The organism is Methanospirillum lacunae, assembly GCF_003173355.1.
GTDB classification, from domain to species: Archaea; Halobacteriota; Methanomicrobia; order Methanomicrobiales; family Methanospirillaceae; genus Methanospirillum; species Methanospirillum lacunae.
The window spans coordinates 17,685-42,027 of record NZ_QGMY01000008.1 but is presented as its reverse complement, the minus strand read 5'-3'; the positions used below and the strand labels follow the sequence as shown (position 1 = coordinate 42,027).

General features: G+C 43.6%; 21 protein-coding genes. 8 read left to right on the top strand and 13 right to left on the bottom strand.

Translation table 11 applies throughout. From position 1 onward, the window contains the following. Positions 1–423 precede the first annotated feature (423 nt). Positions 424–3,246, top strand: coding sequence for a methyl-accepting chemotaxis protein (locus tag DK846_RS10340; protein WP_181391723.1), 2,823 nt, complete (start codon positions 424–426; stop codon positions 3,244–3,246). Positions 3,247–3,359: 113 nt separating this feature from the next. Here DK846_RS10340 and DK846_RS10335 read toward each other — a convergent pair whose 3' ends face one another. Next, positions 3,360–4,136 (bottom strand): HD domain-containing protein, encoded by a 777-nt coding sequence (locus DK846_RS10335; RefSeq protein WP_146201198.1) that lies wholly within the window; start codon positions 4,134–4,136, stop codon positions 3,360–3,362. Positions 4,137–4,153: 17 nt separating this feature from the next. After that, entirely contained in the window at positions 4,154–5,002 is an 849-nt protein-coding gene (locus DK846_RS10330) for a DUF364 domain-containing protein (RefSeq protein ID WP_109968875.1), read from the bottom strand. 199 nt (positions 5,003–5,201) lie between these two features. On the opposite strand from DK846_RS10330, the gene DK846_RS10325 reads away from it, so the two are divergent. Then, positions 5,202–6,047, top strand: coding sequence for a class I SAM-dependent methyltransferase (locus DK846_RS10325; RefSeq protein ID WP_109968874.1), 846 nt, complete (start codon positions 5,202–5,204; stop codon positions 6,045–6,047). A gap of 6 nt (positions 6,048–6,053) precedes the next feature. Here DK846_RS10325 and DK846_RS10320 read toward each other — a convergent pair whose 3' ends face one another. Both DK846_RS10320 and DK846_RS10315 read right to left on the bottom strand, forming a co-directional pair. Continuing rightward, positions 6,054–6,605: an FmdE family protein gene (locus tag DK846_RS10320; RefSeq protein WP_109968873.1), complete on the bottom strand. Its 552-nt coding sequence runs from the start codon at positions 6,603–6,605 to the stop codon at positions 6,054–6,056. 679 nt (positions 6,606–7,284) lie between these two features. Next, positions 7,285–9,006, bottom strand: coding sequence for a S8 family serine peptidase (locus DK846_RS10315; RefSeq protein ID WP_109968872.1), 1,722 nt, complete (start codon positions 9,004–9,006; stop codon positions 7,285–7,287). Between the two features lie 229 nt (positions 9,007–9,235). Here DK846_RS10315 and DK846_RS10310 point away from each other — a divergent pair, with 229 nt between their 5' ends. Further along, positions 9,236–10,111 carry a 4Fe-4S dicluster domain-containing protein gene (locus DK846_RS10310; protein WP_109968871.1) on the top strand — a complete coding sequence of 292 codons (876 nt, stop codon included), beginning with the start codon at positions 9,236–9,238 and terminating at the stop codon, positions 10,109–10,111. 25 nt (positions 10,112–10,136) lie between these two features. On the opposite strand, the gene DK846_RS10305 is transcribed toward DK846_RS10310, so the two are convergent. The 5 genes from DK846_RS10305 to DK846_RS10285 all read right to left on the bottom strand — a co-directional run bounded on the left by DK846_RS10305 (position 10,137) and on the right by DK846_RS10285 (position 15,560). Continuing rightward, on the bottom strand, positions 10,137–10,904 hold the full coding sequence (locus tag DK846_RS10305) for a SagB/ThcOx family dehydrogenase (RefSeq protein WP_109968870.1): 768 nt from the start codon (positions 10,902–10,904) through the stop codon (positions 10,137–10,139). Next, positions 10,901–12,532, bottom strand: a complete 1,632-nt coding sequence (locus tag DK846_RS10300) for a molybdenum cofactor synthesis domain-containing protein (protein WP_109968869.1) — start codon at positions 12,530–12,532, stop codon at positions 10,901–10,903. The genes DK846_RS10305 and DK846_RS10300 overlap by 4 nt, the downstream gene beginning before the upstream one ends. Beyond that, complete coding sequence (locus DK846_RS10295) at positions 12,529–13,770, bottom strand: molybdopterin molybdotransferase MoeA (RefSeq protein ID WP_109968868.1); 1,242 nt, start codon at positions 13,768–13,770, stop codon at positions 12,529–12,531. The genes DK846_RS10300 and DK846_RS10295 overlap by 4 nt, the downstream gene beginning before the upstream one ends. A 153-nt stretch (positions 13,771–13,923) precedes the next feature. Continuing rightward, complete coding sequence (locus tag DK846_RS10290; protein WP_181391722.1) at positions 13,924–15,198, bottom strand: molybdopterin molybdotransferase MoeA; 1,275 nt, start codon at positions 15,196–15,198, stop codon at positions 13,924–13,926. A 179-nt stretch (positions 15,199–15,377) separates the two neighbouring features. Then, positions 15,378–15,560, bottom strand: a complete 183-nt coding sequence (locus DK846_RS10285) for a rubredoxin (RefSeq protein ID WP_109969333.1) — start codon at positions 15,558–15,560, stop codon at positions 15,378–15,380. Positions 15,561–15,742: 182 nt separating this feature from the next. Here DK846_RS10285 and DK846_RS10280 point away from each other — a divergent pair, with 182 nt between their 5' ends. The 3 genes from DK846_RS10280 (at position 15,743) to DK846_RS10270 (ending at position 19,340) form a co-directional block, all read left to right on the top strand. Then, positions 15,743–16,681 (top strand): cation diffusion facilitator family transporter, encoded by a 939-nt coding sequence (locus tag DK846_RS10280; RefSeq protein WP_109968866.1) that lies wholly within the window; start codon positions 15,743–15,745, stop codon positions 16,679–16,681. Between the two features lie 285 nt (positions 16,682–16,966). Further along, entirely contained in the window at positions 16,967–17,917 is a 951-nt protein-coding gene (locus tag DK846_RS10275) for a cation diffusion facilitator family transporter (protein ID WP_109968865.1), read from the top strand. A gap of 220 nt (positions 17,918–18,137) precedes the next feature. Then, positions 18,138–19,340 (top strand): TraB/GumN family protein, encoded by a 1,203-nt coding sequence (locus DK846_RS10270; protein ID WP_109968864.1) that lies wholly within the window; start codon positions 18,138–18,140, stop codon positions 19,338–19,340. Positions 19,341–19,446: 106 nt separating this feature from the next. Here DK846_RS10270 and DK846_RS10265 read toward each other — a convergent pair whose 3' ends face one another. Both DK846_RS10265 and DK846_RS10260 read right to left on the bottom strand, forming a co-directional pair. Next, the gene (locus DK846_RS10265; protein ID WP_109968863.1) at positions 19,447–19,953 is read right to left on the bottom strand and encodes a hypothetical protein; all 507 of its coding nucleotides are present in this window, start codon (positions 19,951–19,953) and stop codon (positions 19,447–19,449) included. Between the two features lie 120 nt (positions 19,954–20,073). After that, positions 20,074–20,778, bottom strand: coding sequence for a glycosyltransferase (locus DK846_RS10260; RefSeq protein ID WP_109968862.1), 705 nt, complete (start codon positions 20,776–20,778; stop codon positions 20,074–20,076). Between the two features lie 134 nt (positions 20,779–20,912). On the opposite strand from DK846_RS10260, the gene DK846_RS10255 reads away from it, so the two are divergent. After that, positions 20,913–21,956: a lysylphosphatidylglycerol synthase transmembrane domain-containing protein gene (locus DK846_RS10255; RefSeq protein WP_109968861.1), complete on the top strand. Its 1,044-nt coding sequence runs from the start codon at positions 20,913–20,915 to the stop codon at positions 21,954–21,956. A 107-nt stretch (positions 21,957–22,063) separates the two neighbouring features. Here the strand turns inward: DK846_RS10255 and wrbA are convergent, their stop codons facing one another. Both wrbA and DK846_RS10245 read right to left on the bottom strand, forming a co-directional pair. Continuing rightward, positions 22,064–22,699, bottom strand: coding sequence for an NAD(P)H:quinone oxidoreductase (wrbA, locus tag DK846_RS10250; protein WP_109968860.1), 636 nt, complete (start codon positions 22,697–22,699; stop codon positions 22,064–22,066). 189 nt (positions 22,700–22,888) lie between these two features. Beyond that, positions 22,889–23,923 (bottom strand): sensor histidine kinase, encoded by a 1,035-nt coding sequence (locus DK846_RS10245; RefSeq protein WP_181391721.1) that lies wholly within the window; start codon positions 23,921–23,923, stop codon positions 22,889–22,891. A 225-nt stretch (positions 23,924–24,148) separates the two neighbouring features. On the opposite strand from DK846_RS10245, the gene DK846_RS10240 reads away from it, so the two are divergent. Further along, complete coding sequence (locus tag DK846_RS10240) at positions 24,149–24,307, top strand: rubredoxin (RefSeq protein ID WP_109968858.1); 159 nt, start codon at positions 24,149–24,151, stop codon at positions 24,305–24,307. Positions 24,308–24,343: the final 36 nt, after the last annotated feature.

Genomic DNA, 24,343 nt, shown 5'->3' with positions numbered 1-24,343 from the left:
TTCTAAAGAAACAAACATTATTTAAATATCAATAATATGTACCTATCAAAACAAATTAACGAAGTTATTATGATTCAAATCGGAAGCAGGTACAGACATAGAGAGATGATTCGTTTCATTTTTTCAGTTTATACAGGTCTCTCAGACCAAACGCCACTGAGTTCAGATGATGATATAATTACACCAGGGTTTTTCTGCGTTCTTCATCATCTGATATTACAATGAGAAGTACAAATACAGGAGATACGAGATAATTATATATATACGGGCAGTTTACTTCCTACATGACTTACCTGTTTCATGATTACCGCGTGGTGGGGATGTACCTATTGGTATCTTGAACTCAATTAAAACGAATCTTTGGACGGGTAATTAAAAAGTAAGATGTACTTCTGCTTTATCGGCAGGTTTAGGGAGGATACCATGACCGAACAATATCAATCAGTGATCAGTGCTGTAGATACCCAGTCGCTCCAGACAATTATCGATTCAATACCCATAGGGACCCTTATTATAGGGAAGCAGGGGGTTTTTATCGATTGTAACAAAGAAACACTCCGGATATTTGATGCTTCAGACCGGAATGAGATCATCGGAAAACAACCGAGTATATTGTCACCCTTAAAACAAAAAAACGGATCTGATACTGCCTTTGAGGTTGAGAGACTTATAAATAAAGCATTTTCGACAGGTTCAGTTTCATTTTACTGGGAACATATGACCCTGAAGATGAAGCAATTTCCTGCAAGGGTTACTCTTAAACCAATTCTCTACAATGGAGAACAATGCCTGCTGACTACCGTTATTGATATGTCCAAGCAGGTACGGATTGAAGAAAATAAGGCCCTTATAAACCAGAACCCCTATGCTCTTCTTAAACTAAATCCAGATCTGACAATTGCTGAAGTTAACCCAGCTTTTACCAAGATATCAGGATATAGATGGGAAGACTGGATTGGTAAAACCCTGGCTGATTTTAAAACTATCAAAAGGGAAGGTCTGACAGTCGAAGATGCTGTGAAATCAAAATCAATTGTATCAGGCACGGTTGTAGTAGATTTCCCCACCGGTATCAAAAATATGGAATATTCGTATATTCCGGTCTTTGATTCTGAAGGAAATCTTATTATAATTTATGATATCTTTGCTGATCTTACCGAACTTGTCCAAAGGATCAACGAATCTGATGCCCTGGTTAAAGAAAATCCGGCTTCAATAATTACTATGGATACTCAGGGAAATATTCTTGCAGTTAATCCATCTTTCCTGGATCTGTGTAAGTTACCTGAAAAACAGTTACTCTCTATGAAAATACAGGAGTTTAATATCACCAAACGTGAAGGACAGTCTTTTGGTGATGTTCTCACCTTAAAGAAGCCGGGGAAAGGAAGACTGGTTGTGGACTTTGGATGGGCAGTGAAGACACTTGATTTTACGTATATTCCCATTATTGATGTAAATGGTAATGTTGTCAACGTAGTAGCAATGTACATCGACATATCCGAACAGGTTGCATATATCGATGAGATCCAGACGTTTATCCAAGAAAATCCGAATGCAATCCTGATGGTGGATACAGATCAGCATATTAGAGACAACAATCCGGCATTCGAGAAGATATTGGGATACACCCATGAAGAGAGTCTCAAAATGAAACTCAGCGACATCAATGTCACTGAGCGGGTAGGTCCAACTATCAGAGAGGCACTAGAAACCAAAAAAGCTGCACGAGGAAGAATGGTTGTAGATTCTCCAAAAGGAGTCAAAAATCTGGACTATGTCTACATTCCAATTACGAATCAAAAAGGAGATGTAATTCGGTTTATCGAAATATTTTCTGATATGACAGAGATCAGATCGCTCCTCTCATATCTAGAACGATCGGTTGAACTGGTACAGCAGAATATCAGGTCGCTTGCCAATGGAAATACAACATTTAGTGTGGAGATCCTGGAAGCAGATGAACATTCTGCACAGGCAAGGGAGCAGTTTGTTAAAATTGGACAGGCAGTAGAGACAGCACGTCAGGCAATAACAAGTCTGGTTTCTGATTCCGATGCCATTGCAAAGGCAGCGATAGCTGGAAATATCCAGTACAGGTCCGATCCTTCAATTCATGAAGGGGATTACCGTACTATCATAGAGGGTATGAACCAGACCCTTGATTCAATAACCGCTCCGGTCTATGAATCGATGAAGATCGCTGAAGCATATGCAAATTATAACTTTGCAATACGGTTTGATCAGAAGATAGAGGTAAAAGGCGAATGGATACAATTCCGTAATGCACTGAACAATATTGGTATAAAAGTTTCAGAGGCAGTATCTCTCATTAATAAGAATATCTCTGATCTGGCAACACGAGCCGAACAGGCGAATGTGAGTATAGAAGAGGTCATAACCGGAGCACAGCAGATTGCAACCAATACAGGAAAAGTCAGTCAAAACTCAGAACAAGGAGGTGATGGAATCTCACAGGTGCTTCGTGCGATGGAGGATCTCAATGAAACTGTCGGGGCAGTATCAAGGAAGGCCGAATCAGTTTCAGTCTCTTCAAATCAGGCAAACGAATTGGCAAAAGGTGGTATTACTCTCGCTCACCGGTCTGAAAAAGCCATGGGTGATATCACACTCTCAACTGAGGAGGTCGATTCGATTGTTTCTGGAATCAACTCAGAGATGGATGAGATCGGAAAGATCGTCAGATTAATATCTGATATCGCCAGCCAGACCAATCTCCTTGCTCTTAATGCAGCCATAGAGGCAGCACGGGCCGGGGATGCAGGGAGAGGATTTGCAGTTGTAGCTTCTGAAGTAAAATCCCTCGCTCTCGATTCACGCAAATCAGCAGAGACCATAGATGATATCATTACAAAACTTCAGGCCCGGGCAAAGCAGGCAACAGAAGCGATGGAAAAATCCACAACTGCCGTAATGGAGGGAAGCAATGCTTTGGAAGAGACCCTTACTGCCTTTAACAGGATTGCAGATACTATCGGTGAGATAAACAACAATACAGTTGAAGTGGCTTCTGCATCAGAGGAGCAGGCAGCATCGGTAGAGGAAGTGACCGCAAGCATTCAGGAAGTTGCCAACCTGATCCAGAACACCTCACAGGAGGCGGGTGATGCTGCAGCAGCATCTCAAGAGGCAAGTGCCTCAATTGATGAAATCGGACAGATCATGTCAGGTGTAGTTGGAATCGTCGAAAATGTATCAGGTGAGATGGCAAAGTTTAAAATTTGATAAAAACTGACATCCGGCAGTTTATCCAGTCAGGGTCAGTTTAATTACCCTGCCAAAAATGCCCTTACAACCCGAAATTCCATTTTTTTTCAGCGTAATAAGATAAGCCCATATTATATGGTCCCCTCCTCTTTCCTACATTCGATTGTCACAGGTGAAAGATTGAATCTTTTCAGGATCATGTTAGCGGTCATGCAATCCTCCTGAAGATGAGCGATAACTCTCCTCCTGAAAAAGGGGTTTTCAGGATCACGAACCATGATAATTATTACCGGATATGATATTCTGATACCGATTACATTCTGATGAGCCTGCCAATGCCTTCTACTGTGCTCGTTCAGACCATCACTAATGAGTTCAAATACTTCGGGAGGACAGCGGTCAGTTCCGATATCGATGGCGTCAGCGATACGAAAGAGTGCAGTTATAAGCGAAATGCGGACATTCGATGATCTCTCCCGTATTGCTGTAAGGTCAGTATGGGTATCATGATATCTGATGATTATTCCAAGGAGAGATAGTTCTGATGACTGGATGTGACGTTGAATTGTAGGGTCCCGATCTATCATATCCAGCGAGAGTTCAGTATGCATTCCACGATCATAGATTGAGAGAGGATGAAGATACCCAAGGTCATGAAGCCATGCCGCAAGATAAAGCAGAAAAACCTCTGCCTGATTAATCTGGAGATCTGGTACTTCTGTCAGGCAATTGATTGTGTGGATGATTGAAAGTGAGTGTTTGACTCCATGTGACTGATATACAGGCAGACCACGGGGAATGAACGGGAGAAGACGCGACGCATATTCTTCAATCTGTTCAATCCTGTCAAGCATCCCAGGATGAAAAACTAAGGGCTGATATCGTCTTCTCTCGTCTGGTTGTGTCATACCACTGGGCTGTTAATTCAACAGGCCTTCCTGATCAGGATTTTTCGGGCAGATTTTCCAAAGAAATGGTACCCTGATCCGCCCTGCATGATAGTTGTAAGCAGACTGTCTGGATCAGTTACAATATCTCCTCCGATAGCAGTCACCCCCATCTCAAAGAAAAGATCGGGAATCATGCTAATGGTTGGTCCCCCTATGATAACCTGAACTCCTTTGGGGATCCGGGAGAGGAGATCTTCAGTAGTCCCGGTTACCATTGTCGCTCCTGTCATCACTACGCATCCTGCCTCTGCAAGAGCAGCATCCTGCATTTCTGGAGGAACAAAGAATGGAAGTTCATCATCGCGAAGTGCATTCCGGTTGAGTTCAAAGATCCGGTAGGAAGCTCCCCGTTGCTTGAGTCGGTGAATCACGGGCCAGAGTGCCCCTACAACCACAACAGGTTTTTTAGGATCGATTTCATCGACAATATCAAAAGCATCAGTATCATCCTCAATGCAATAGGTTCCTTTGGGACATATGTCAAAATACCAGGCAGAGAGGGCGTTGACGATACTAATGAGCACGGCTCTGACCAGAGGTGCAGGAGATGAGATATGATCCAGAACCTTGTCTAGTGATACACCCTGCATATTTCCGCAATAGGGCATTGCACTTGCGGCTATGGTGCAGCAGACGGATTCAGGGATGAGATCAACTGGTGTGAAACAGATTCCTCCGTATCCATTGCTTAGTTTCACTCCGGTGAAAAAAACCCCGACTACAACACTCTCAATTGTAATCGATTCCAGGGGTTCAGGCAGTCTGTCCCGAAGCAGTGCAATGGTATCGTTCAGGATCTGATCAGGCTTTGGTGCTTTTGTCATGGTACCTGTATCTTCATGGAATGTAAAAATAAAATACGCGAATATTTGTCTTGATCAAAGTAATTTTAGATTACATTCATGTAATTATTTGCATATCTTATTTAACAATCCTGATTATAGTTGTATGCAACAACTCTGAAATATCACGAACGACTGCGGTTATTGCTGACCGTAGCATGACACCCTGGATGTATATATTATGATAGATGTTACCACAATAGACTGGAACGAAGCCTGGAAAAAACCTGAAGAGGGAGAGAAGGGTAAAAAAATATTTATCAGCTGTGCAGACCGGTGGTCTGAAAAAGAACGATGTGACCGGTTCAACAAAACAGCAAGGGAGAATGATTGGCAGGCTTCCCGTGCACGAATAAACGCAATGAATATTTCTCCTGATTCACGGGTGCTGGATGTGGGTTCAGGACCAGGGACTCTCACAATTCCCCTGGCTGGGCTTGTCAAAGAGGTTACGGCCGTTGAACCGTCTGTGTTTATGCGAGAGTGTCTTGTTGCAAATATTGCTGAGGATAATCTGAAAAACGTAGTTATCGTCCCCAAGAAGTGGGAAGATGTGGATACTTCCAGGGATCTTAAAGGGCCGTATGATGTTGTTATTGCATCCTACTCCCTTGGGTTTCCTGACCTTCGGGAAGGTCTCCAGAAGATGGATCAGATCTCCTGCGGTTTTGTTTATATCTTCTGGTTTGCAGATATGCTCTCTCCATGGCAGAAGAATTACGGGGATATCTGGGAGGCCCTATATGGAATTCCATTCAAAAAATACCAGAAACCAAATATCGTATTTAACCTGCTTCACCAGATGGGCATTTATGCTAATGTAGAGGTAACTAAAGAAATTCATCAGCAGAGGTTTGCATCACTGGATGAAGCAGTCAGCGATCAGGGAGCGGGCCTCAACCTTGAAACTCAAGAGCAATACACTGTACTCAGAGAATATCTGGAGAAGAAATTGCTGTATCAGGATGGTCAGTACACGATGAGCAGTGTCTCTCCAAGGGCAATGATCTGGTGGAAAAAGGATTGATTATGATCAGATGATCGTGTAATACGATCCCTGGGCACAATTTTTACAAACCGCTTTTCCTTCGATAATAATCTCTTTACTATCCATAATCCCCTCACCACACCGGCTACAGACATCTTTGTGTGTTGGAAATCCTGGCAGATCTTCTTTTGGGATATCTACATGAACTTTTTGAATTTTAAATATCTCTTCTTCAGGAGCATTACAGATCATCTTTGCAACCTCTTTCATATCTTTAGGCTGGTCAGAGTTTTTAGGAAGAGCGGAAACCCGGACCGCCTTTCCGGTTTGAGTATTAATGAATGTAGCTGCAAATTTTCCATAGTTCATAAATTTTAAAGAACGGTGACCCAGGGACACCCCGGTAATCGCCTGAATTGCATCGGTTGCACACCGGTCAATCTCAACATAGACAATAAGATCCTGAGTTTTCAAAAGGGGGTCCATGTCAAGTTCCCGCATCCCAGCTATGGTCATCCTGGTTCCCATAACAATTCCTGGACAGATTTCTCCGTGAAATTCCTTGGCTTTCTGTAAGAGGATATCGATAGTGCTCATATTTTCAGTTAAGATATACTCCCTCTTTAAGTTAAATTCTTATCATTGTATTCTCAAACATTACTACTCCAAATAGCATAGTTCTTTAACTCCCATATGACGGGAAGATTCTGCCAGAGTGTAATTGTCACAGGAAATGTTTACACAATATAGCTTATTTTACATAAATGTCAAAGTCTTTTTATGCAATAATATCCAATACTTCTTTGCCGGAGTAAGAAGTTCTGTGCATATCAGGGTATGTTACAGGACTTCTATAAGCTGGAGAACAGGGCATTCATGTAATATGAAAACTCCAATCTGGTTGTAAACTGCTCATACGGTCAAACCTAACGAGTGTCTGCACCACTCTTTCCAGACGGAAAGAGCTCCTTCGGCGATTAGTTGAGAATCATCCTTCAGAGATTCTTGAAGACAGAACATGCCATTCCGCCTGTCTCCACCAGATATCCAACGGTAGGCAGATGGAAAACCAACCACACAAATCCCGCAAATCAACTGGTTTCCTCAATATCCCTCGGGGTAACCGGTTTTCATCGATCTGATCCAGTACATGAGGGATGAGAGGGGCCGGATGACAACATCTTTATCCAGCGGTCATTGATCGAACTTGTCTCATCACAACCGGCTCCTCTCACTTTGCGGGATTCGAAATGAGTTATTCTGTATGAGAAAAAAGTTATTGAACAGTAATATATCCGGTTTTTTTCAGTAACCCACTCCTACTTCCACTGGTGATCTTTAGTGTCACTGCATATTTACCCTTGTTCTGATACACATGCCGGGGGTTTTTTAGTATTGAATAACTCCCATCGCCAAAATTCCAGTTCCACCCGGTCACTTCTGCCGATGATGTATCCATAAACTGAACTGGAAGTGGCGAGTTTCCAGATCGTGGAGCTGCGGTGAATGAAACAATCAGATCGTCGTTATCTACGGGGTCCGTACTCCCGCCACCAGAAGCTGCTTCTACTGCATTTGCAGCATTTAGCCTTCCATTACTTACAACTTTGCCCTTCAGCGAACTGATTGCATCTGCGCTATTCAGGATTTTTGCCTTTATTTCAGTGTTGGAGAGTGAAGAGTTGACAGCAGATATAAGGGCCGCAACTCCGGAGACATAGGGTGTAGCCATCGACGTCCCTGAAAGATATGCATACAGGTCATCTTTGTATGTACTTCTTATCTTAACGCCAGGGGCAGCAATATCTACAGATATGGCGCCATAATTGGAGAAAGTAGCAAGGTTGTCATTATAATCTGTGGCTGCGACCGCGATGATATTTGAACTATTATAAGATGCGGGATAGAGGGGAGTTGTTTCGATATCTTCAGCATCATTTCCTGCTGCACAAACAACTACTGCTGAAGAAGCATCTATTGCTTCTTTTAGAGATCGTGATACACCGGATCCTCCCCATGAGTTTGAAATTACTTTCGCTCCCATCTTGTCTGCATACAGGATTGCAGATATCGCATCTGATGTATAGCCACTTCCTGTTGAATTCAGGAACTTGAGAGGCATGGTCTTTGCCTTCCAGTTCACCCCGGCCACGCCGACATTGTTGTTTCCCACCGCTGCAATGATACCGGCACAATGAGTTCCATGTCCGTTATCATCCATGGGATCATTGGTGTTGCTATAAAAGTTCCAGCCCCGCACATCATCGATGTAGCCATTACCATCATCATCAATTCCATTCCCAGCAATCTCGCCGGAATTGGTCCAGATATTAGCCGCAAGGTCTTCATGCGTATAGTCAACCCCGGTATCCACAACGGCTATGACAACTGATGATCCTGTTGTGGTATTCCAGGCAACAGGAGCATCAATGTCCGCACCTACTGTTCCATAAAATGGGGACTGTCCAGTGTTATGAAGACCCCACTGGAGAGAATATCCCGGATCATCAGGAGTCACTGATGATGAGCCAGAATTGCTCACAGAACTGCTTACCGAATCAGCAGACTCATCTGGTGATAAGGAGATGAGGTGATCAGCCTCTGCATAGAGCACATCGGGTTGCTGTGCATACTCTGATATGGCTTCTTCAGCGCTCTGACTGTCAGGAGGTCTGATGATCTGCATTCCAGATATTCCCATTGAAGAAAAGTCTGCCATCACTGTACCTCCTACCTTTTTGTTCGTGTTTTCCATGAATGAGTTCAGAGTATCATCAGGTCCCCTGGCATCCGGCTTGTACCTGACAATGATCCGATCTTCAGCATACTGGGGCAAGACCTGCAGGCTCTTTCCAGAGTCTGCACTCTTCTCTCGATAATTCAGACTGTCTGCAGAAACAGTGACAACAGCACAAATGAAGAGCAATATGACAATTCCATAATAAATATTGAAATAAAACAGACGATTCATGATGATCCAACCTGATAACCCGGCCATGTTACATCTGCCGTGATTACATATTTACCAGTGCGCCTGTCGAAAACCACTGATAATCGAGTATTAATAAAATGTGGAACTGACTGGTTGGGCAATCAAACAATTATTAGACTGCATGTTTCAATGAGGCATGATTCCTTCATTATCACCTGTCGAGCGGAAACACCACTTCAGTCAATAATTCATCTGGCCCGACAGATTCATTCATCCTCTATTCACATAGTAAAGCATGCGGAAAATTGCCCTCCACGAAAAGGGGGGGATCATCCAGGAGATGGACGGCGAACTGTTTACCGTCCGTATCCGGATCCCTGCCGGAATAATCTCAAACAAGCAAATGTCCGGAATATGCAAGATTGCAGACAAATTCAAAGCAGGTATCCACTTAACCACACGACAGACTGCAGAACTCATCCATGTTAAATATGAGGATCTTGAGAAGATCGTCGCTGCACTTGAGAAGAACGAGACACCCCTCGGTGCCGAGAAGTCAGAGATTGTAAATGTCACGGCATGTCCGGGGATTGAGCGGTGCAAGTATGCACAGCTCGACTCAATCTCTCTGGCACTTGCCCTTGATAAAAAACATTTTGGCAGGGATATGCCTGTCAAGGCACGAATTGCGATATCAGCCTGCCCAAACTCCTGCATGAGTGAAAAACTAAATGAGATCGGGATAACCGGAGTGGTCAGACCATACCGGATTCCAGGTACATGCACGGGTTGTGGAACCTGCACTCATTATTGCAGAGAGAATGCTATCGTCATCAGGAACGGTGTGATTAATCTTGATGAGAACCGATGCGTTCATTGTGGTATGTGTATCGCCTGCTGTCCGTTCCATATCATCAAGTCTGATCCTCCTGCATATCACATCACAGTCGGAGGAAAACGTGGTCGCCATCCCAAGATAGGCAAACATTTTGTCACTGTAAAAAGCCCGGAGACTGTGGATCTTTGCATTGAGAAGATCATCTACTGGATTTACCGAAGAGCCTGGGGTGACTCATTGCTCCCGGATCAACTTGATGATATCGGATTTGACAAATTCAAGGAAGACGTGGTTGCCTCCCTTCCTGAAGAAGAGATTATAACTGGGTATTAACTACCCGGTAATCACTTTTTCCTGTTCAAGCACCAAAATCTGCAGAGGGTGATTCTTCCTCTTCAGACTGATCTACTTTTCCTACTGTTGCAAGATAGAGCACAAACCGATCAATCCCATCAAGATTGAGCATATCATTGAGATTCTGATCCTTGAAAGCACCGATAGCGCAGCACCCGCATCCAACCGGCTGAACTGTCAGATAGAGATTTTGACAGATATGACCGGCGTCAAGGAAAATGTTACGGTATCCCCGCTCTCCATACTTCCAGGTCATGCGGTATGCATCAGCAGCCCAGATAAAGATTACTGCTGCCTGTTTTACACAGGGCTGGTCAAAGCAGACAGTGCCCATGTCCTCACTAATATCCGGATATGCCGGGAGTGTCTCAAGAGCATGCTCCATTGCGATATACCGGTACAGCCCGGGTTTAATTCCTTCAACCCTGTTTATCGCAAGGTAGGTATCAATGGCATGGCAACACCCCGCAGAAGGCACGGTTCTGAATGCCCCACCGGGAAATGCCCATTTTACTCCTGCAGTACACCAGAGGAGATACGAGAGTTCGGGAAGTGTCAGTACTTCATCGGTGTAATCCCGACGACTTTCCCGAAGTTCAATCGCTTCTGAGAGATCAAGTTCACCAATTACCTCGGGATCAGGGTCAGGCAGGGGTATGGTATCTCCAACAGGCCCTTCTTCAATTTCCGGCTGCTCAAGCCCTTTCATCTCATCAGTTGTTATCTGTTCATCCCCGTACCGGGTTGCCTCAATAAATTCAATCCCCTTCATGATCTGATCCTCTGTGTATGACCTGTTGTCTGTTCACTATATTCATTCCCTGGTTCTGATGTCAAGGGTTCAACTGTACAGCCCTGTTCCGGGAGCCCCACTACTTTCCTCCAGGTTTCTGAAGAGAGGAAATCTATGAGTGGTGAGATTTCACCGAGGACCGGGGGGGTGTCCCTGAAGAGCAACATGATCAGTTCGCCGCCCCTGCATCCTACCGGCATTGATCGTACCTGATCCCTGCATCCGGATTGAAGAAGCCTTGAGATATCGCTATCCTTACCTGTAGCAGACCCGGAAATAAAGATACCATGACACATTCCTTTACACAGGGCTGCAGCGGCCCCAATTGCAGAGAGAGGGCGTATGATAAGATGATAGGTATGGGAGATAAACGTAGCCTGGAGAAGATCAGTCAGGGTATCCGATATTCCTGCAATAAGAATACCCTGCTCATCCCGGTGCTGCCGGGTCAGTCGTACTGTGACAGTAGCACCTTCCCGGTATCCTTCTTTTACGGCTGGAATGTGAAGAACTGCATTGGAGCGAACGGCCTGCATCTGACCTGCTGCACCCCTTGGCCGAGGGAACACATAATCCTCTCCAAGTATTCTGACTATTGATACCGGTATGAACTCATCAATTCCGCCGTCGCTGGGAATAGGTTCAGCAGTAACCGCCGAAGATTCATGAATCTGCTGCAGGTCAAACTCCCAGCTGCGAAGAAGAGGAATTACGATCTCACGCCACGCCGTAAGTGAAGCCATCGGCTGGCCGGGAAGACCAATTACCGGAGTACTTTCAACATTTCCACAGAGAATTGTCTTACCTGGCCGCATCGCAACCCCGTGAAAGAGTATGCTTCCAAGTTCTTCAATGACCTCACGGGTATGATCGCGGCTACCTCCTGACGAACCTGCTGAGATAAGAACCAGATCACAGGACTGCGCAGCAATACTGATTACATTCCTGATTAAATCCGGTTCATCGGGAGTGATCGGGTATCGTACCGCTGTAATTCCAGCCTGGACAAGAGATGCCGCAATGACAGCAGTGTTGCTTTCCCTGACCTGACCCGGCTTTGGCTCCTGGTCTCCCTGAACTAGTTCATCACCTGTAGGGATGAGTCCTACAACAAGGGATCTGGCCTCAACTTCCCTGATGCCATAGGTGATAAGTGCACCAAGATCAGATGGTTCGATCCGGTGACCTGGATGGAGGATAAGACGCCCAGCTTTTACCTCCTCACCGGGCTCCCTGATATTCTGACCCATCCTTGCGGGACGCCGAATCTCATACCTGTCATCTCCGGCAAATCCGATCTCTTCTGATGCAATGACAGCATCATACCCGGTAGGGACTACCTGACCGGTACTAATGCTAATGACATTCATGAGCAGGATCGGATTCTGATCCCTGGCTTCAAATGTCTCCTGACATCTGACGGCAATCCCATCCATTGAAGCCAGTCTTGCAGCAGGGATAGTGGCCTGGGCATATACAGGTGAGGCAAGAACTCTGCCATTCGCCTCTTCTGCGGGAATAAATTCACGCTGATCAGGTTGAGGAAACGTTTTTGTCAGGATGGTTATTGCTTCAGGCAGGGGTATCTTACTCAGATACCTTTTCACCAGAGCATCACCTCAACCTCGTCACCAGCCTCATATCCTTCATCTCCTGCAGGAATCCGGATAATTCCATCACTCCAGGCCAGCGTATTCATAAGACCCGACTTGCCCAGCACCGGGGTGGCATAATCTCCTTCTATCCTGACACGAAGATAATGCTCTCGCCCCTGTTCTGACTGAACACTTGTTGCCATCCGTATCTTCTGTTTGTATGTCTTCTGACAGGGCGAACCCTTGAGTGCCTGAAGAAGGTGAATGACAACCAGGGAGAGGACCATGAATGTAGAGGCAGGATGGCCGGGAAGACCGATGACAGGAACATCCTGAATCTTTCCGATAATAGTCGGTTTTCCGGGTGCGATGGAGATACCATGCACAAAGACTTCGCCAAGTTCTCCAATGGTTTTGGCAGTGATGTCATTACGATCCTTGGAACTTCCTCCACTTACCACAACGGCATCACATTCCCGTGTAGCCCGGGAGATGGTTTCACGAAGCTCGTCCGGATTATCCCTGATGATTCCATAACGGACAGGTATTGCACCCTGTCTACGTGAAAAGACCGTGATGAGGTATGAATTCACCTCTCTGACCTCACCAGGCCGGGGTATTGCTTCAGCAGGAACAAGTTCCACACCTGTTGAGATGATCCCGATAACCGGTTTTTTTCTGACGGTAATCTGAGTCTTCCCAATCGATGCCAGGACCCCGATGTCCTGTGGACGAAGAATCCAGCCGACTGGATAAATAAGATCAGACGCCTTGAAGTCCTCATCACGCCGGATGATATTTTCACCTACGATTGTAGGCTTTTTTATGAGGATGGTGTTTCCTAAACGTTCAGTGTACTCAACCATCACAACAGCATCGGCACCTGCCGGGATCTGACCCCCGGTTGGAATATACATACAGGTCCCGGGAGTGACTGTGAGATCGGAAGGTGTTCCCATCCGTACAGCTCCAAGGCAGGAGAGGTTAATTGGTGAAGATTCGGAGGCAGAATGAATGTCATCGGTGATGACTGCATATCCATCACGCCATGACCGCTCAAACCCGGGAATATCCGTAAGAGCGACAACAGGTTCACTCAGTGTTCTTCCATCTCCATCATCGATCGGTATTGTTTCAGTCCCGGTCTGATGCGATATACTCCTGACGATCCGCACCGCTTCCTCGATCGGTACTACATCAAAATAATACTCTGATGAAGCATTTGGACCTGAATTTTCTGATTTAGACATATATTATCCGGCGCTGTGCTCTTATGGCAGCATCAGCCGTTAAACCAGTCCAGGAACATAAGACAGGGAAAAATATCCGGTTCAAATACCTATACCCGAGTTCAGAGTACATATCTATTTTTTTACCTGCGGGGATATAACCAGTTCCAATCCCTACCAGATCATCACTTCGACCCGGTCGCCGACATTATACCCTTTGCTTCCAGCCGGGATCTTCACAATACCATCGCTTTGTGAAAGCATATGAATAAGACCGGATTTTCCAAAGACCGGTGTTGCCTTATCATCTGTGATAGTGACCCTGATATACCGGTCACTATCTTTACTGGCATGCAGGGTATCAGTAAGCCGGACATACTTTCTGTAAACCTGCTGGTTTGGAGAACCTTTCATCGCCTGAAGGAGATGAATCACGACAAGGGTCAGTACCATGAAGGTGGCAGACGGATGGCCTGGGAGTCCTATTACGAGGACCGAATCAATCTGCCCGATGGTGGTCCGTTTCTCAGGTGCAAAAGAGATTCCCTCGGTATACACTTTTCCGAGTTTATGGATAACCTGAGCCGTTATATCATGCTCATCCCTTGAACTTCCCCCACTCACGATGATTGCATCGCATTCCTGCGAAGCCTGTTCTATCAGTCTCGTGAGTTCTTCTGCATCGTCCCTGATGATTCCATACCTGACAGGAATTGCACCCTGCCGTTTGCAGAAGGCAGTAACCAGGTACGAATTGACCTCCCTGACTTCTCCAGACTTCGGTATGGATTCAGAAGGAACCAGTTCCCTGCCTGTTGAGATGATCCCAATTATCGGTTTTTTCCTAACCTTTACACGAATTCTACCGATAGACACCAGGACTGCAATATCCTGAGGCCGAAGGATCCATCCTGCGGGATATACTGGCTCACCCTTTTTAAAATCTTCATCCCTCCTGATGATATGAACATCAGGAGGAACAGGATGCTGAATCGATATTACATCCCCCTGCACAATGCTGTCTTCTTCAAGAATTACAGAATCTGCGCCTGCAGGTAGTTTTCCACCAGTCTGGATAGAGAATGCCTGACCGGGTGAGAGCTCGTGATTTTTTGAGAGACCTTTCGTTATTGAACCGACAATTGTAAGATTTATGGGCCTGATCTGTGCATCGATTGTATCAGATGAGATAATAGCATAACCATTCACTGTGGCCCGATCAAATCCAGGAATATCATCAGGGGCAAAGATGGATTCACTTAATGTCCTACCATCCGCTTCATCAACCGGAATCGTCTCGGTCCCGGTCTTATGGGCTATCGAACGAACGATACGGACTGCCTCTTCCAGGGGAACTGTTTCTGTATCAGAATTGACCCTTTTTGCCTGATTGGGTTCAGATTTAACTAACACAAACTGATCAGCCCAACGGGTCTCCGTCTGATACATCGTCCATGGAATCGGCATGGCTTGAGAAGATTGTTGATTTCATGGGTACATATATGCTCAACCAGAGGAGTCCGTTAGCGAAATGTCTTTATTAAATCCCTAGAAGTTAAACAATTATCATATCCAGCAGGAAAGAAATATCAAGCAGCCTCTGGCTGCCTTCATGAATTAATCATGAGTTATATCTGGCGGCTTTTTGGACGTTCAACCTTCACGAATGCAGACTTGGGTTCCTTGCATGGAGGGCACCGCCACGTGTCAGGTAGCTTGGTGAACGGTGTTCCCGGCGGGATATTCTGTGTAGGATCACCTAACTCCGGATAATAATAATACCGGCACGGGTTGCACCGGTATACATCCATATCCGGATTTGAAGTTGAGGCTACTTTCTTCACCATGTATTCATATTTTTATGGTTTTCAGGTTCATATGCTTTTTTGGACTTTATTTATCAATAACTCAAATTATCTTACTGATTTGACAAAGTAATTACTTATGATCTTAGCATGATATTTGTAGATTTTTCACACATGTATAAAGGACAATGCCACATATAGTGACTGAAGAAGAAAAAACCATTTCTGATACTCATTCATACCAGACCCGTGAAAAAGTCATATTTAAAAGTTTGATCATTGACATCGTCTTCTGGATACCTGATATATTATTGGCAATCTTTTCAGGATCAGTAACCCTGTATGCAGATGTAATAAAAAGTGGCAATGAGATCCTCTCAACCTTTTTTGCCTGGATTGCCATGCGAAAGATTACAAAAGGTGGAGGGGATGTATACGATTATGGGATGGGCAAGTTTGAGACCCTGACAGGTATCATAACCGGTGCAGTGATGTTTCTCTCACTTGTCCTGGTCTTCGCTATCACAAGTTACAAGCTCCTCAATCCTTCCCTACTTCATGAAGAAGGAACTTTATTAGCTATCTGTATGATGTTTATCGGTGTTTGTGTAAACACCTGGTTATGGAGAGAAAAATCCCATATTGCAAAAAAAGAGTATTCACCGGTGATGGAATCACAGGTCAGGCTCTTTAAAACAAAGGCTCTTACTGACCTTACAGTCCTCATTGCACTATTACTTGTGATGTTACTGGCAGAATATGAATGGGCAATATACATTGATCCGGTAGCTTCGTTTATTGTTATTGGATCATTCCTGTTTTCAGGGTACCGCACCATCTCTTCCTCTCTTCCTGATCTGCTTGATAAAACAATTGATGAAGAGTTACAATTGGAAGTAGTTCGTGCTCTGGCTGAATATTTTGACGAATATGAAGCATTTCATGGAGTCAGATCCCGGAGAAGTGGAAATAATATCTATATTGAACTCTTCCTTGAATTCAATGGAGAGAAGAAGTTTTCAGAGATTCAGGATACAATCAACCGGATTAAAAACACCCTTGAAAAAAAAATTCCCAGGAGTTCAGTGACTATTATGCCATGCACCGGAAAATTTGGGACAATATAGTACCCATATTATCTAATTTAGGTACACTTAAACCAAAACCAGATGGAACTCTATTGTCTGCAATATTCAAGAATCATCAGGTTTTCACTTTGAATTATTAATACTTCATCTGGAAATTTTAGATTATTAACACATCATTTTCGATCGATCTAAAAAATATCACTCTGATTTGATAATCTTGAATCTGTTGAATTATTACCCAAAACTTAAAAAACATTGATTTGTATGATTTTAAATACTCTTATCTTCTTTCTCTCCCTATTCTCTAAGTCCTTTCGATAATATATGGCAGATATCTATCAATCATTAAATCAGGAAAAAGAAAAAACAGCTCTGCTTTCGATAATTTCCAACACATTTCTTGTTATTTTAAAACTGATCGTCGGATTAGCTCTTGGTTCGATCAGTATGATATCAGAGGCAATACATTCGGGTATGGATCTCCTTGCTTCTGTTGTAGCTTATATTTCAGTTAGAAAATCTGCAGAGGCTCCTGACGATGAGCACTCATATGGCCATGGTAAATATGAATCCATCTCAGGTCTTTTCGAGGCTATTCTCATCTTCGTTGCAGCAGCCCTGATCATTTATGAGGCTACTCAAAAAATAATTGAACCAACTTCAGAACCACTGAATTCGACGCTTATGATGGCCGGTATTGCAGTAATGGGAATATCAGCACTTTCAAACGCCTTTGTTTCATCGCGGCTCATGAAGATTGCAAAAAAGACAGAGTCAATAGCCCTGGAAAGTGATGCCTGGCACCTGCGGACAGATGTTTATACATCTGTTGGTGTCATGGTCGGTCTGGTTTTGATTCAGCTTACCGGAATAAAAATTCTTGATTCAATCGTCGCTATTTGTGTTGCCCTTGTCATTATAAGAGCAGCATATGAACTCACCATGAAGTCATATAAAGATCTGACTGATTACCGCCTTACAGACGATGAAGTACAGAGAATCACAGGGATTATCTGTGATCATGAATCGGATTATGTCAGTTATCATGGACTACGAACAAGAAGAGCCGGACCGGAAATATTTATCGAATTCCATCTTGTTGTTGATAAACTAGTATCAGTAGAACAATCGCATGATCTGACTGATCACCTTGAGGAGGATATAAAACTTGAATTCCCCCGTGCATGTATTACTATCCACGTAGAACCAAATACCGGAGAGAATGCACAAAACAAGTCATTCTGTGATAACATGCCTCAATCACGCAGTGATTAGATGTGATCGCACGGCCACGTAACTCCCTGTTATAATAGAGGTCTTACTGATAGCGAAGACTCACATGAGAACCTCTTCTGTTTTTCCAAAAAAAAGTTCCTGCATGCATGCGTGTTGCAGAGGGACATAAAACATCCAATCTTTTTGCAGGGTATACGTCCAAAAATCCTTTTCCCGCTCAACTTCCCTTTTATTATTCTGGTTCCTATATGGAGTATACATGGGTGAGATTAAAATTGTCGGGACTGCCCATATCTCGGCAAAAAGCGTCGATGAAGTCAGAGAATCAATCGAACAATTTCATCCAGACATCGTTGCTGTAGAACTGGATCAAGGAAGAAGTAAGGCCATCAACAAGGAGGGTGCTACTCCATCTGTTGATGATGTCCTGGAACTCAAGAATTTTGACCAACTCCTTATTCAATGGCTTTTATCCTATATTCAGCGAAAGATCGGTTTAGATGTCGGGGTAGAACCCGGGGCCGAGATGAAAGCCGCGATGGTCGAGGCCCAGCAGAGAGGGCTCAGGGTGGAACTGGTAGATCGTGATATAAAAATTACCCTCCTTAGATTCTGGCAATCACTTGGTTTTATCGGGAAGATCAAGATGGTTGGTTCACTTATCTTCTCAATTTCTGAAGTTGAAAATATTGATGCTGAAGAGATTGAGAAACTTAAAAATGAGGACATGCTCGAAGTCATTATGGGGGAATTTAAAAAATTCTCACCCCAGGGGGCACATGCACTCATCGATGAGCGGGACGCGTACATTGCACATAACCTGATTTATCTAAAAAAGGAAGGTGATCATCGAATCCTTGCAGTAGTTGGTGCCGGTCATATGCAGGGTATAAACCGGTATCTGCAGGATCCCTCATTACTTCCATCTAAAGAATCACTTGTAAAAGAGCCAAAACGATATCCCTGGACTTTGATTATTGGAAGTTGTGTAACAGCCCTGTTCTTTCTGTTGCTCGCCTCGATTGCGTGTTCAGGAGTTGGGCTGGATGTTCTTCTTCATGCATTTATCTTCTGGGTTCTGATTCATGGAGCTTTATCTGCAGGAGCAACTCTGGCAGTCCGTGGCCATCCCTATTCAGTGATCACCTGTTTCTGTGTTGCCTGGATGACATCACTAAATCCACTTCTTCATGCCGGGTGGATTGCAGCATATGTGGAAGCAAAGGCACGAAAACCTCCGGTCTCTGATTTCAGGAAGATCTATGAGGCAACATCACTAAGAGAACTGTTTCAGATTCCCTTGTTCAAAGTTGTACTGGTTGCATCAGTTGCAAACCTGGGAAGTTTTCTGGGAACGATTCTCTATTTCATGTTTCTCTTCCCGGTACTCGGCGTTGATCCCGTGGTTGTGATCTCCACAGGATTACACAATATACAGGCTGCTATCGCAGGAATAGTATAAAAAAGCGGAAAGTGTTATACCCCGGTACACCTGTCCGGGTATAATGTTCCTCTTCACCAGGATTAAGGAACAAGAGATCTCATGATGCAACAATAAGATCTTTTTTTTAGAGAGGGAAAAATATTTGATTGTTCCTGCAATCTTTCTTCGAATTTGCAAGATTACACAGATAACACCCTTTTATATCAGGTTTAGTGCAATAACCGGGTTTTCTGGTAACAAACCATCTGTGAACTTCAGTTAATTTCTTGATAGATAACTGACCTGAACCCACAAGACAGGAACCTTCTTTATCTAATGCCCAGATTGGATATTTTTCCATTCCTGTTGGTATCGGCTCTGTAGGAAGCTCAGACAGATTTACCAGATCCTGTAGCCGTTCTGGATGCCCAGCGATCTCAATGTCTAGCAAAGTTGTATAAAGGGTAGAGATTTTTTCATGATCCCAATTCTTCAAATCTCTTTTTAGTCGTTCAATGATCTGGCTTATTGCATCACTTCTGGTAACAGGCCTCTTCCCATTATCCCATACAATATCTCCATTATCATCAACCGTTATGGCAGAAGTCTTAAGTATATGTAATTGTGGCAGATTTGAAAGTTTTACACCCATAGTATACCTCAGAGTATGGCAGTTCAGTTATTGAGGATGGAAAGCCCCTCTCCCATTATATACCTGTTTTCAAGGGGTTTCGAAATGAGGTTTCAAATATCAGAGATTAATGAGTGTAATCTAATATTTATCATACTGACGGCGGGTATAAGTATATTTATCAGAGATACCACCTTGAAGCACAATTGAGTACCACTCGTAAATCGTTCTCCAGAACCCGAACTGCTCATACCGACGAAAATCAAAACCTACTTTCATATCTGGTGAGAATTTGACCTCTCCCATCTTACGCATTCTGACTGCGATCTCTAGATCATCTCCGGCATCAAGAATCCGGTACATTCCGGCCTTTATGAGTGCTTCCTTCCTAAACGCCGTATTGCATCCTAGGGTGTAATGATAAAGATTGGAATGAGCCCCGAACCATATCAGTGCATTAAACAGGTAGACATAACGTTTATTCCCAGATTCTTGTTCAATAGAGGTAACCGGGCCGTACGAAAGGGCTACATCAGGATCAGAAAATGACTTGATTATACTTTCAACCCAGTTCGATGAGACAACACTGTCTGCATCCGTAGTTGCAACCAGATCATACTGAGAACAGATAAAGCCGTCATTTCGTGCACCGGCAACCCGCGGAGAAGTCTGAATGAAAACCTTATCCGCATATTTTTCTGCTATCTCACGGGTATTATCATTAGAACCCCCATCCACAACAATGATCTCATACATCTCGCGAGGTACGGTCTGGCTCGTTAATGCAGAAAGACTTCTTTCGATTCGCTTTTCTTCATTATATGCAGGGATAACGACTGAAATCATGATAATGACACATATTTCGTTCTTTCGAAAATTATCAGACAGTATAATTATACCTTTTTCCCATTAAATGGAATGTATTTCATATTGGCTCATCATATATGTGAATAACACGTATTACCGGAGATTATTATTTGATGAAATTTTCATCCAGAACTCTTTTCGCGATTTCAATCCTTTTCAGCCTTGTTGTATTGGCAATTGTGTTTGCCACAACATTTACCAAAGAAACGATTAGTTATATCCTCGCATTCAATTTTTATTTCCTTATCTTAAGTATTGGATTTAGGATACTTGCTCTCATATTCTGGGGAGTGAGAATCCAGGTGCTTTCCCGGGCCCTTGGATACCGGGTCCCACTGCCACATGCAGTAAACATGGTGCTCGCAGGTCTCTTCGCAGGGACTATTACCCCCGGACAGTCTGGAGGAGAACCTGTCAGAATACATGAACTGTACAGGGTAGGAGTAAAAGTTGGGGATGCAACAGCGGTTGTTATCACCGAACGGATCCTTGACGGTATCATTCTGACAATCCTTGGAATCGGAATCATGACAATTACAGGCTCTATTTGGAGTACCTTCAGCCTTTCAATGATTATTCTGATAATTATCGCGTGGGTCTGTTTAATCTCTGTCGCCCTGATTCCGATTTTGATGCTTCGCTATCCAGTCAGGATGAAATCCCTCATAATGCGGCTGATAACATGGATCTCAGCAAAATTATCAGGCACCCGATTCTCGACTTCGCGGATACTGGAACACGCAGATGAAGAGATCGATAATTTTTTTGAAAGTTTTTCAAAATTTGCAGGACCTGCAGCATGGGGGTTGATCGCCGGAGGAGGTATTACCGCTCTCTTCTGGGTGACAGAATTTATGGTAGCTTCAGTAATCCTAATGGGACTAGGACTTGAACCCCATATTTTACTCTCGTTCTTATTCCAGATCATCATCGCGATTGTCATGATGATCCCCCTGACGCCCGGATCTTCAGGAATCACTGAAATATCGACTTCATCCCTGTATGCCCTTATAGTCCCATCAGCAACACTGGGTTTCTTTGTATTACTCTGGCGATTTGTAACGTTTTATCTGAATATTATTCTGGGATCACTTGCAGGGCTCGTAATTGTACACCGGGAAGTTGTGGTACGTTCAAAAAATAAAGACGAAGAGTAGTATTACCCATTTTTATCTACAATTTTATGCATGAAAACCATGCCATGAGTATATACGAAGCGTATTCGGGTGTTGGTGTTGCGAAAAGGTGTGATCCTTTCCTGCCCCTACGGCAGCGATAAGAGATCTTTCTGTTTTCCGGCCAACTGTTCTGCTATCTTCGCCACATACTTACCCTGATATCGTGCTCCGGCTAGTTCATTTTCTGATGGAAACCGCTCTCCTGAAGGCCCTGCTATAGTTGAAGCCCCATAAGGAGAGCATCCGGTTAGTTCCTGTATAATGGTCTGGCCGGCAAAGGTGTAAGGCAGTCCGGCAATAATCATCCCGTGATGAAGAAGGGTTATATGAACCGAAAGGATCGTTGATTCCTGACCCCCATGCTGGGTTCCGCTGCTGGTGAAAACACTTCCGACTTTTCCTGCCAGAGCACCCCTGTTCCAGATACCTCCGGTCGAATCAAAAAACTGTCGCATCTGGCCGATCATGTTGCCAAACCTTGTCGGCGTTCCAAAAATTACTGCATCTGCTTCAGCCAGTTCAGCCGCTGTTATTTCAGGCAGTTTCCTAAACTCTTCCTGAAACGCTGTTGCACCCATCTTCCCAATGATCTCATCGGATAGGGTTTCAGGAACCCGAAAGAGTTCTGCCTTATACCCAGCATCACTGACCCCTTCCGAAACCGCCTGTGCCATCTTATGGATATGGCCATACAGTGAGTAATAAACAATGAAAATCCTCATACTATCACTTGTCCTGAAAAGGGGATCAGTAGATGAGGATAAAAAGATATTGTCAAGAACATCTGAAAGAACTGAACAATGATCGTATGATAACAGTCCCTCAACATGAGGGTTTTATTCGGGAAATTTAAAACAGTTTGTGATAACTCAGGAAAAACTGTTTCTGTTTACATGTACCTTGATTGGGCTTCAGATCCCGGATTTATTCTCTTGATTTTCCCTGGATAAACGATATGAACCTTCAGGGATATGTATTACAAATCGGACTCCTTTCCCTGATTCTCCGGTCTCCTTCATAACAAGTCCTGTGATTGCTAATATCTCCTGTGAGAGGAATAAACCCATCCCGGTATTCTTCCCATATCCCTTCTTAAATATCATTGTTTTCATATCATCAGAAATACCAATGCCATCATCCTCATAAACGAAGATCAACTCGTTATTGCGCTCTTCTGATGAGAAGGTGATATTCTTGACGTGTTCTCCATGACGTATGGAATTATCCAACAGATTCTGACAGATAAGGGGGAACAAAGGATCTGCAAATATATCGTGATTGCTTAGCCTTGAATGAAGAGTGACCGAATCATTGTCATATGAATTCTTAAGAGTCTCAAATTTTTCTTTTAGATTATGCCAGATAGGGGCACGAACACCGATATCCTGATAATTTTTTGTAAATTCTATCTGTTTTCTGATAGCCTGTGCAGCATTCTCTTCTTTCTTCAGAATCTCAAGAAGATCTGGATTGCTACACATCTCTCTTGCGATCTCCTGATATCCTAGAAGAGCAGTCAGTTGATTCAGAATATCATGCCTGGTAATACTTGAGAGAATGTTGAGTTTTTTGTTAGCAGTTTGAAAAGCTTCCTGAGTTTTTTCAAGTTCATGGTTTTGGCGGACCTCTTCATCCCGATACAGAGTCATACATCTGACAAGTGATCCCACAATAAATGCGACGAGACAGAGCATGAATGCCCGGAAAACGGAATCAACGGGGATGTATCCCCCCACAAGATATGAGACAGTAATATGAAGAACCCCGAAAAATAGTGCAATCCATACTGCATATCGTTGAAACCAGATCGCTGCAAGGATAATGATGAGATAAAAAAGATGGGTATACACAATGGATATTTTCAGCGAATAATGGATTATAAATTCAAGAAATACTGCTATGGCAAGAATTATTGCCAATGAAACAAACTTGGACTTTATTATCATTATCTGACAAATTTCATCGTTGCATGCCGACATAAACTAAACTATATACTTGTCTTATTTTTCTATTACTAATATCCACACATTCTTTTCTACCATTGCGGATATTTATTTACAAGAGAGAAAAGGAATAACTGATTCATTATAAAGGGCCATAACACTTCGAATAAGCCACAAAGATGGACAGGGACATATTTCTTTTTATGTGTTGAATGTCTATTTACTGACATGGCACTTTGGGTTTGCACAAAATGCGGGTATGTGTACAACGAAGAATTCGGAGATGAAGCCCATAACATCCCAAAGAAAACTCCGTTTGAGAATATTGATTCCTCATGGGTTTGTCCAAGATGTGGAGTAGGCAAATCATTCTTCGTGAAGCAATAATATGTAATCTACCGGATTTTTCTGTTTTACCAGAAA

Excerpts from the sequence above, each read along its gene's own strand:
- DK846_RS10340 (WP_181391723.1), top strand. The coding sequence starts at position 424 with ATGACCGAACAATATCAATCAGTGATCAGTGCTGTAGATACCCAGTCG.
- DK846_RS10335 (WP_146201198.1), bottom strand. The coding sequence starts at position 4,136 with ATGACACAACCAGACGAGAGAAGACGATATCAGCCCTTAGTTTTTCAT.
- DK846_RS10330 (WP_109968875.1), bottom strand. The coding sequence starts at position 5,002 with ATGACAAAAGCACCAAAGCCTGATCAGATCCTGAACGATACCATTGCA.
- DK846_RS10325 (WP_109968874.1), top strand. The coding sequence starts at position 5,202 with ATGATAGATGTTACCACAATAGACTGGAACGAAGCCTGGAAAAAACCT.
- DK846_RS10320 (WP_109968873.1), bottom strand. The coding sequence starts at position 6,605 with ATGAGCACTATCGATATCCTCTTACAGAAAGCCAAGGAATTTCACGGA.
- DK846_RS10315 (WP_109968872.1), bottom strand. The coding sequence starts at position 9,006 with ATGGCCGGGTTATCAGGTTGGATCATCATGAATCGTCTGTTTTATTTC.
- DK846_RS10310 (WP_109968871.1), top strand. The coding sequence starts at position 9,236 with ATGCGGAAAATTGCCCTCCACGAAAAGGGGGGGATCATCCAGGAGATG.
- DK846_RS10305 (WP_109968870.1), bottom strand. The coding sequence starts at position 10,904 with ATGAAGGGGATTGAATTTATTGAGGCAACCCGGTACGGGGATGAACAG.
- DK846_RS10295 (WP_109968868.1), bottom strand. The coding sequence starts at position 13,770 with ATGTCTAAATCAGAAAATTCAGGTCCAAATGCTTCATCAGAGTATTAT.
- DK846_RS10290 (WP_181391722.1), bottom strand. The coding sequence starts at position 15,198 with ATGTATCAGACGGAGACCCGTTGGGCTGATCAGTTTGTGTTAGTTAAA.
- DK846_RS10285 (WP_109969333.1), bottom strand. The coding sequence starts at position 15,560 with ATGGATGTATACCGGTGCAACCCGTGCCGGTATTATTATTATCCGGAG.
- DK846_RS10280 (WP_109968866.1), top strand. The coding sequence starts at position 15,743 with ATGCCACATATAGTGACTGAAGAAGAAAAAACCATTTCTGATACTCAT.
- DK846_RS10275 (WP_109968865.1), top strand. The coding sequence starts at position 16,967 with ATGGCAGATATCTATCAATCATTAAATCAGGAAAAAGAAAAAACAGCT.
- DK846_RS10270 (WP_109968864.1), top strand. The coding sequence starts at position 18,138 with ATGGGTGAGATTAAAATTGTCGGGACTGCCCATATCTCGGCAAAAAGC.
- DK846_RS10265 (WP_109968863.1), bottom strand. The coding sequence starts at position 19,953 with ATGGGTGTAAAACTTTCAAATCTGCCACAATTACATATACTTAAGACT.
- DK846_RS10260 (WP_109968862.1), bottom strand. The coding sequence starts at position 20,778 with ATGATTTCAGTCGTTATCCCTGCATATAATGAAGAAAAGCGAATCGAA.
- DK846_RS10255 (WP_109968861.1), top strand. The coding sequence starts at position 20,913 with ATGAAATTTTCATCCAGAACTCTTTTCGCGATTTCAATCCTTTTCAGC.
- wrbA (WP_109968860.1), bottom strand. The coding sequence starts at position 22,699 with ATGAGGATTTTCATTGTTTATTACTCACTGTATGGCCATATCCATAAG.
- DK846_RS10245 (WP_181391721.1), bottom strand. The coding sequence starts at position 23,923 with ATGATAATAAAGTCCAAGTTTGTTTCATTGGCAATAATTCTTGCCATA.
- DK846_RS10240 (WP_109968858.1), top strand. The coding sequence starts at position 24,149 with ATGGCACTTTGGGTTTGCACAAAATGCGGGTATGTGTACAACGAAGAA.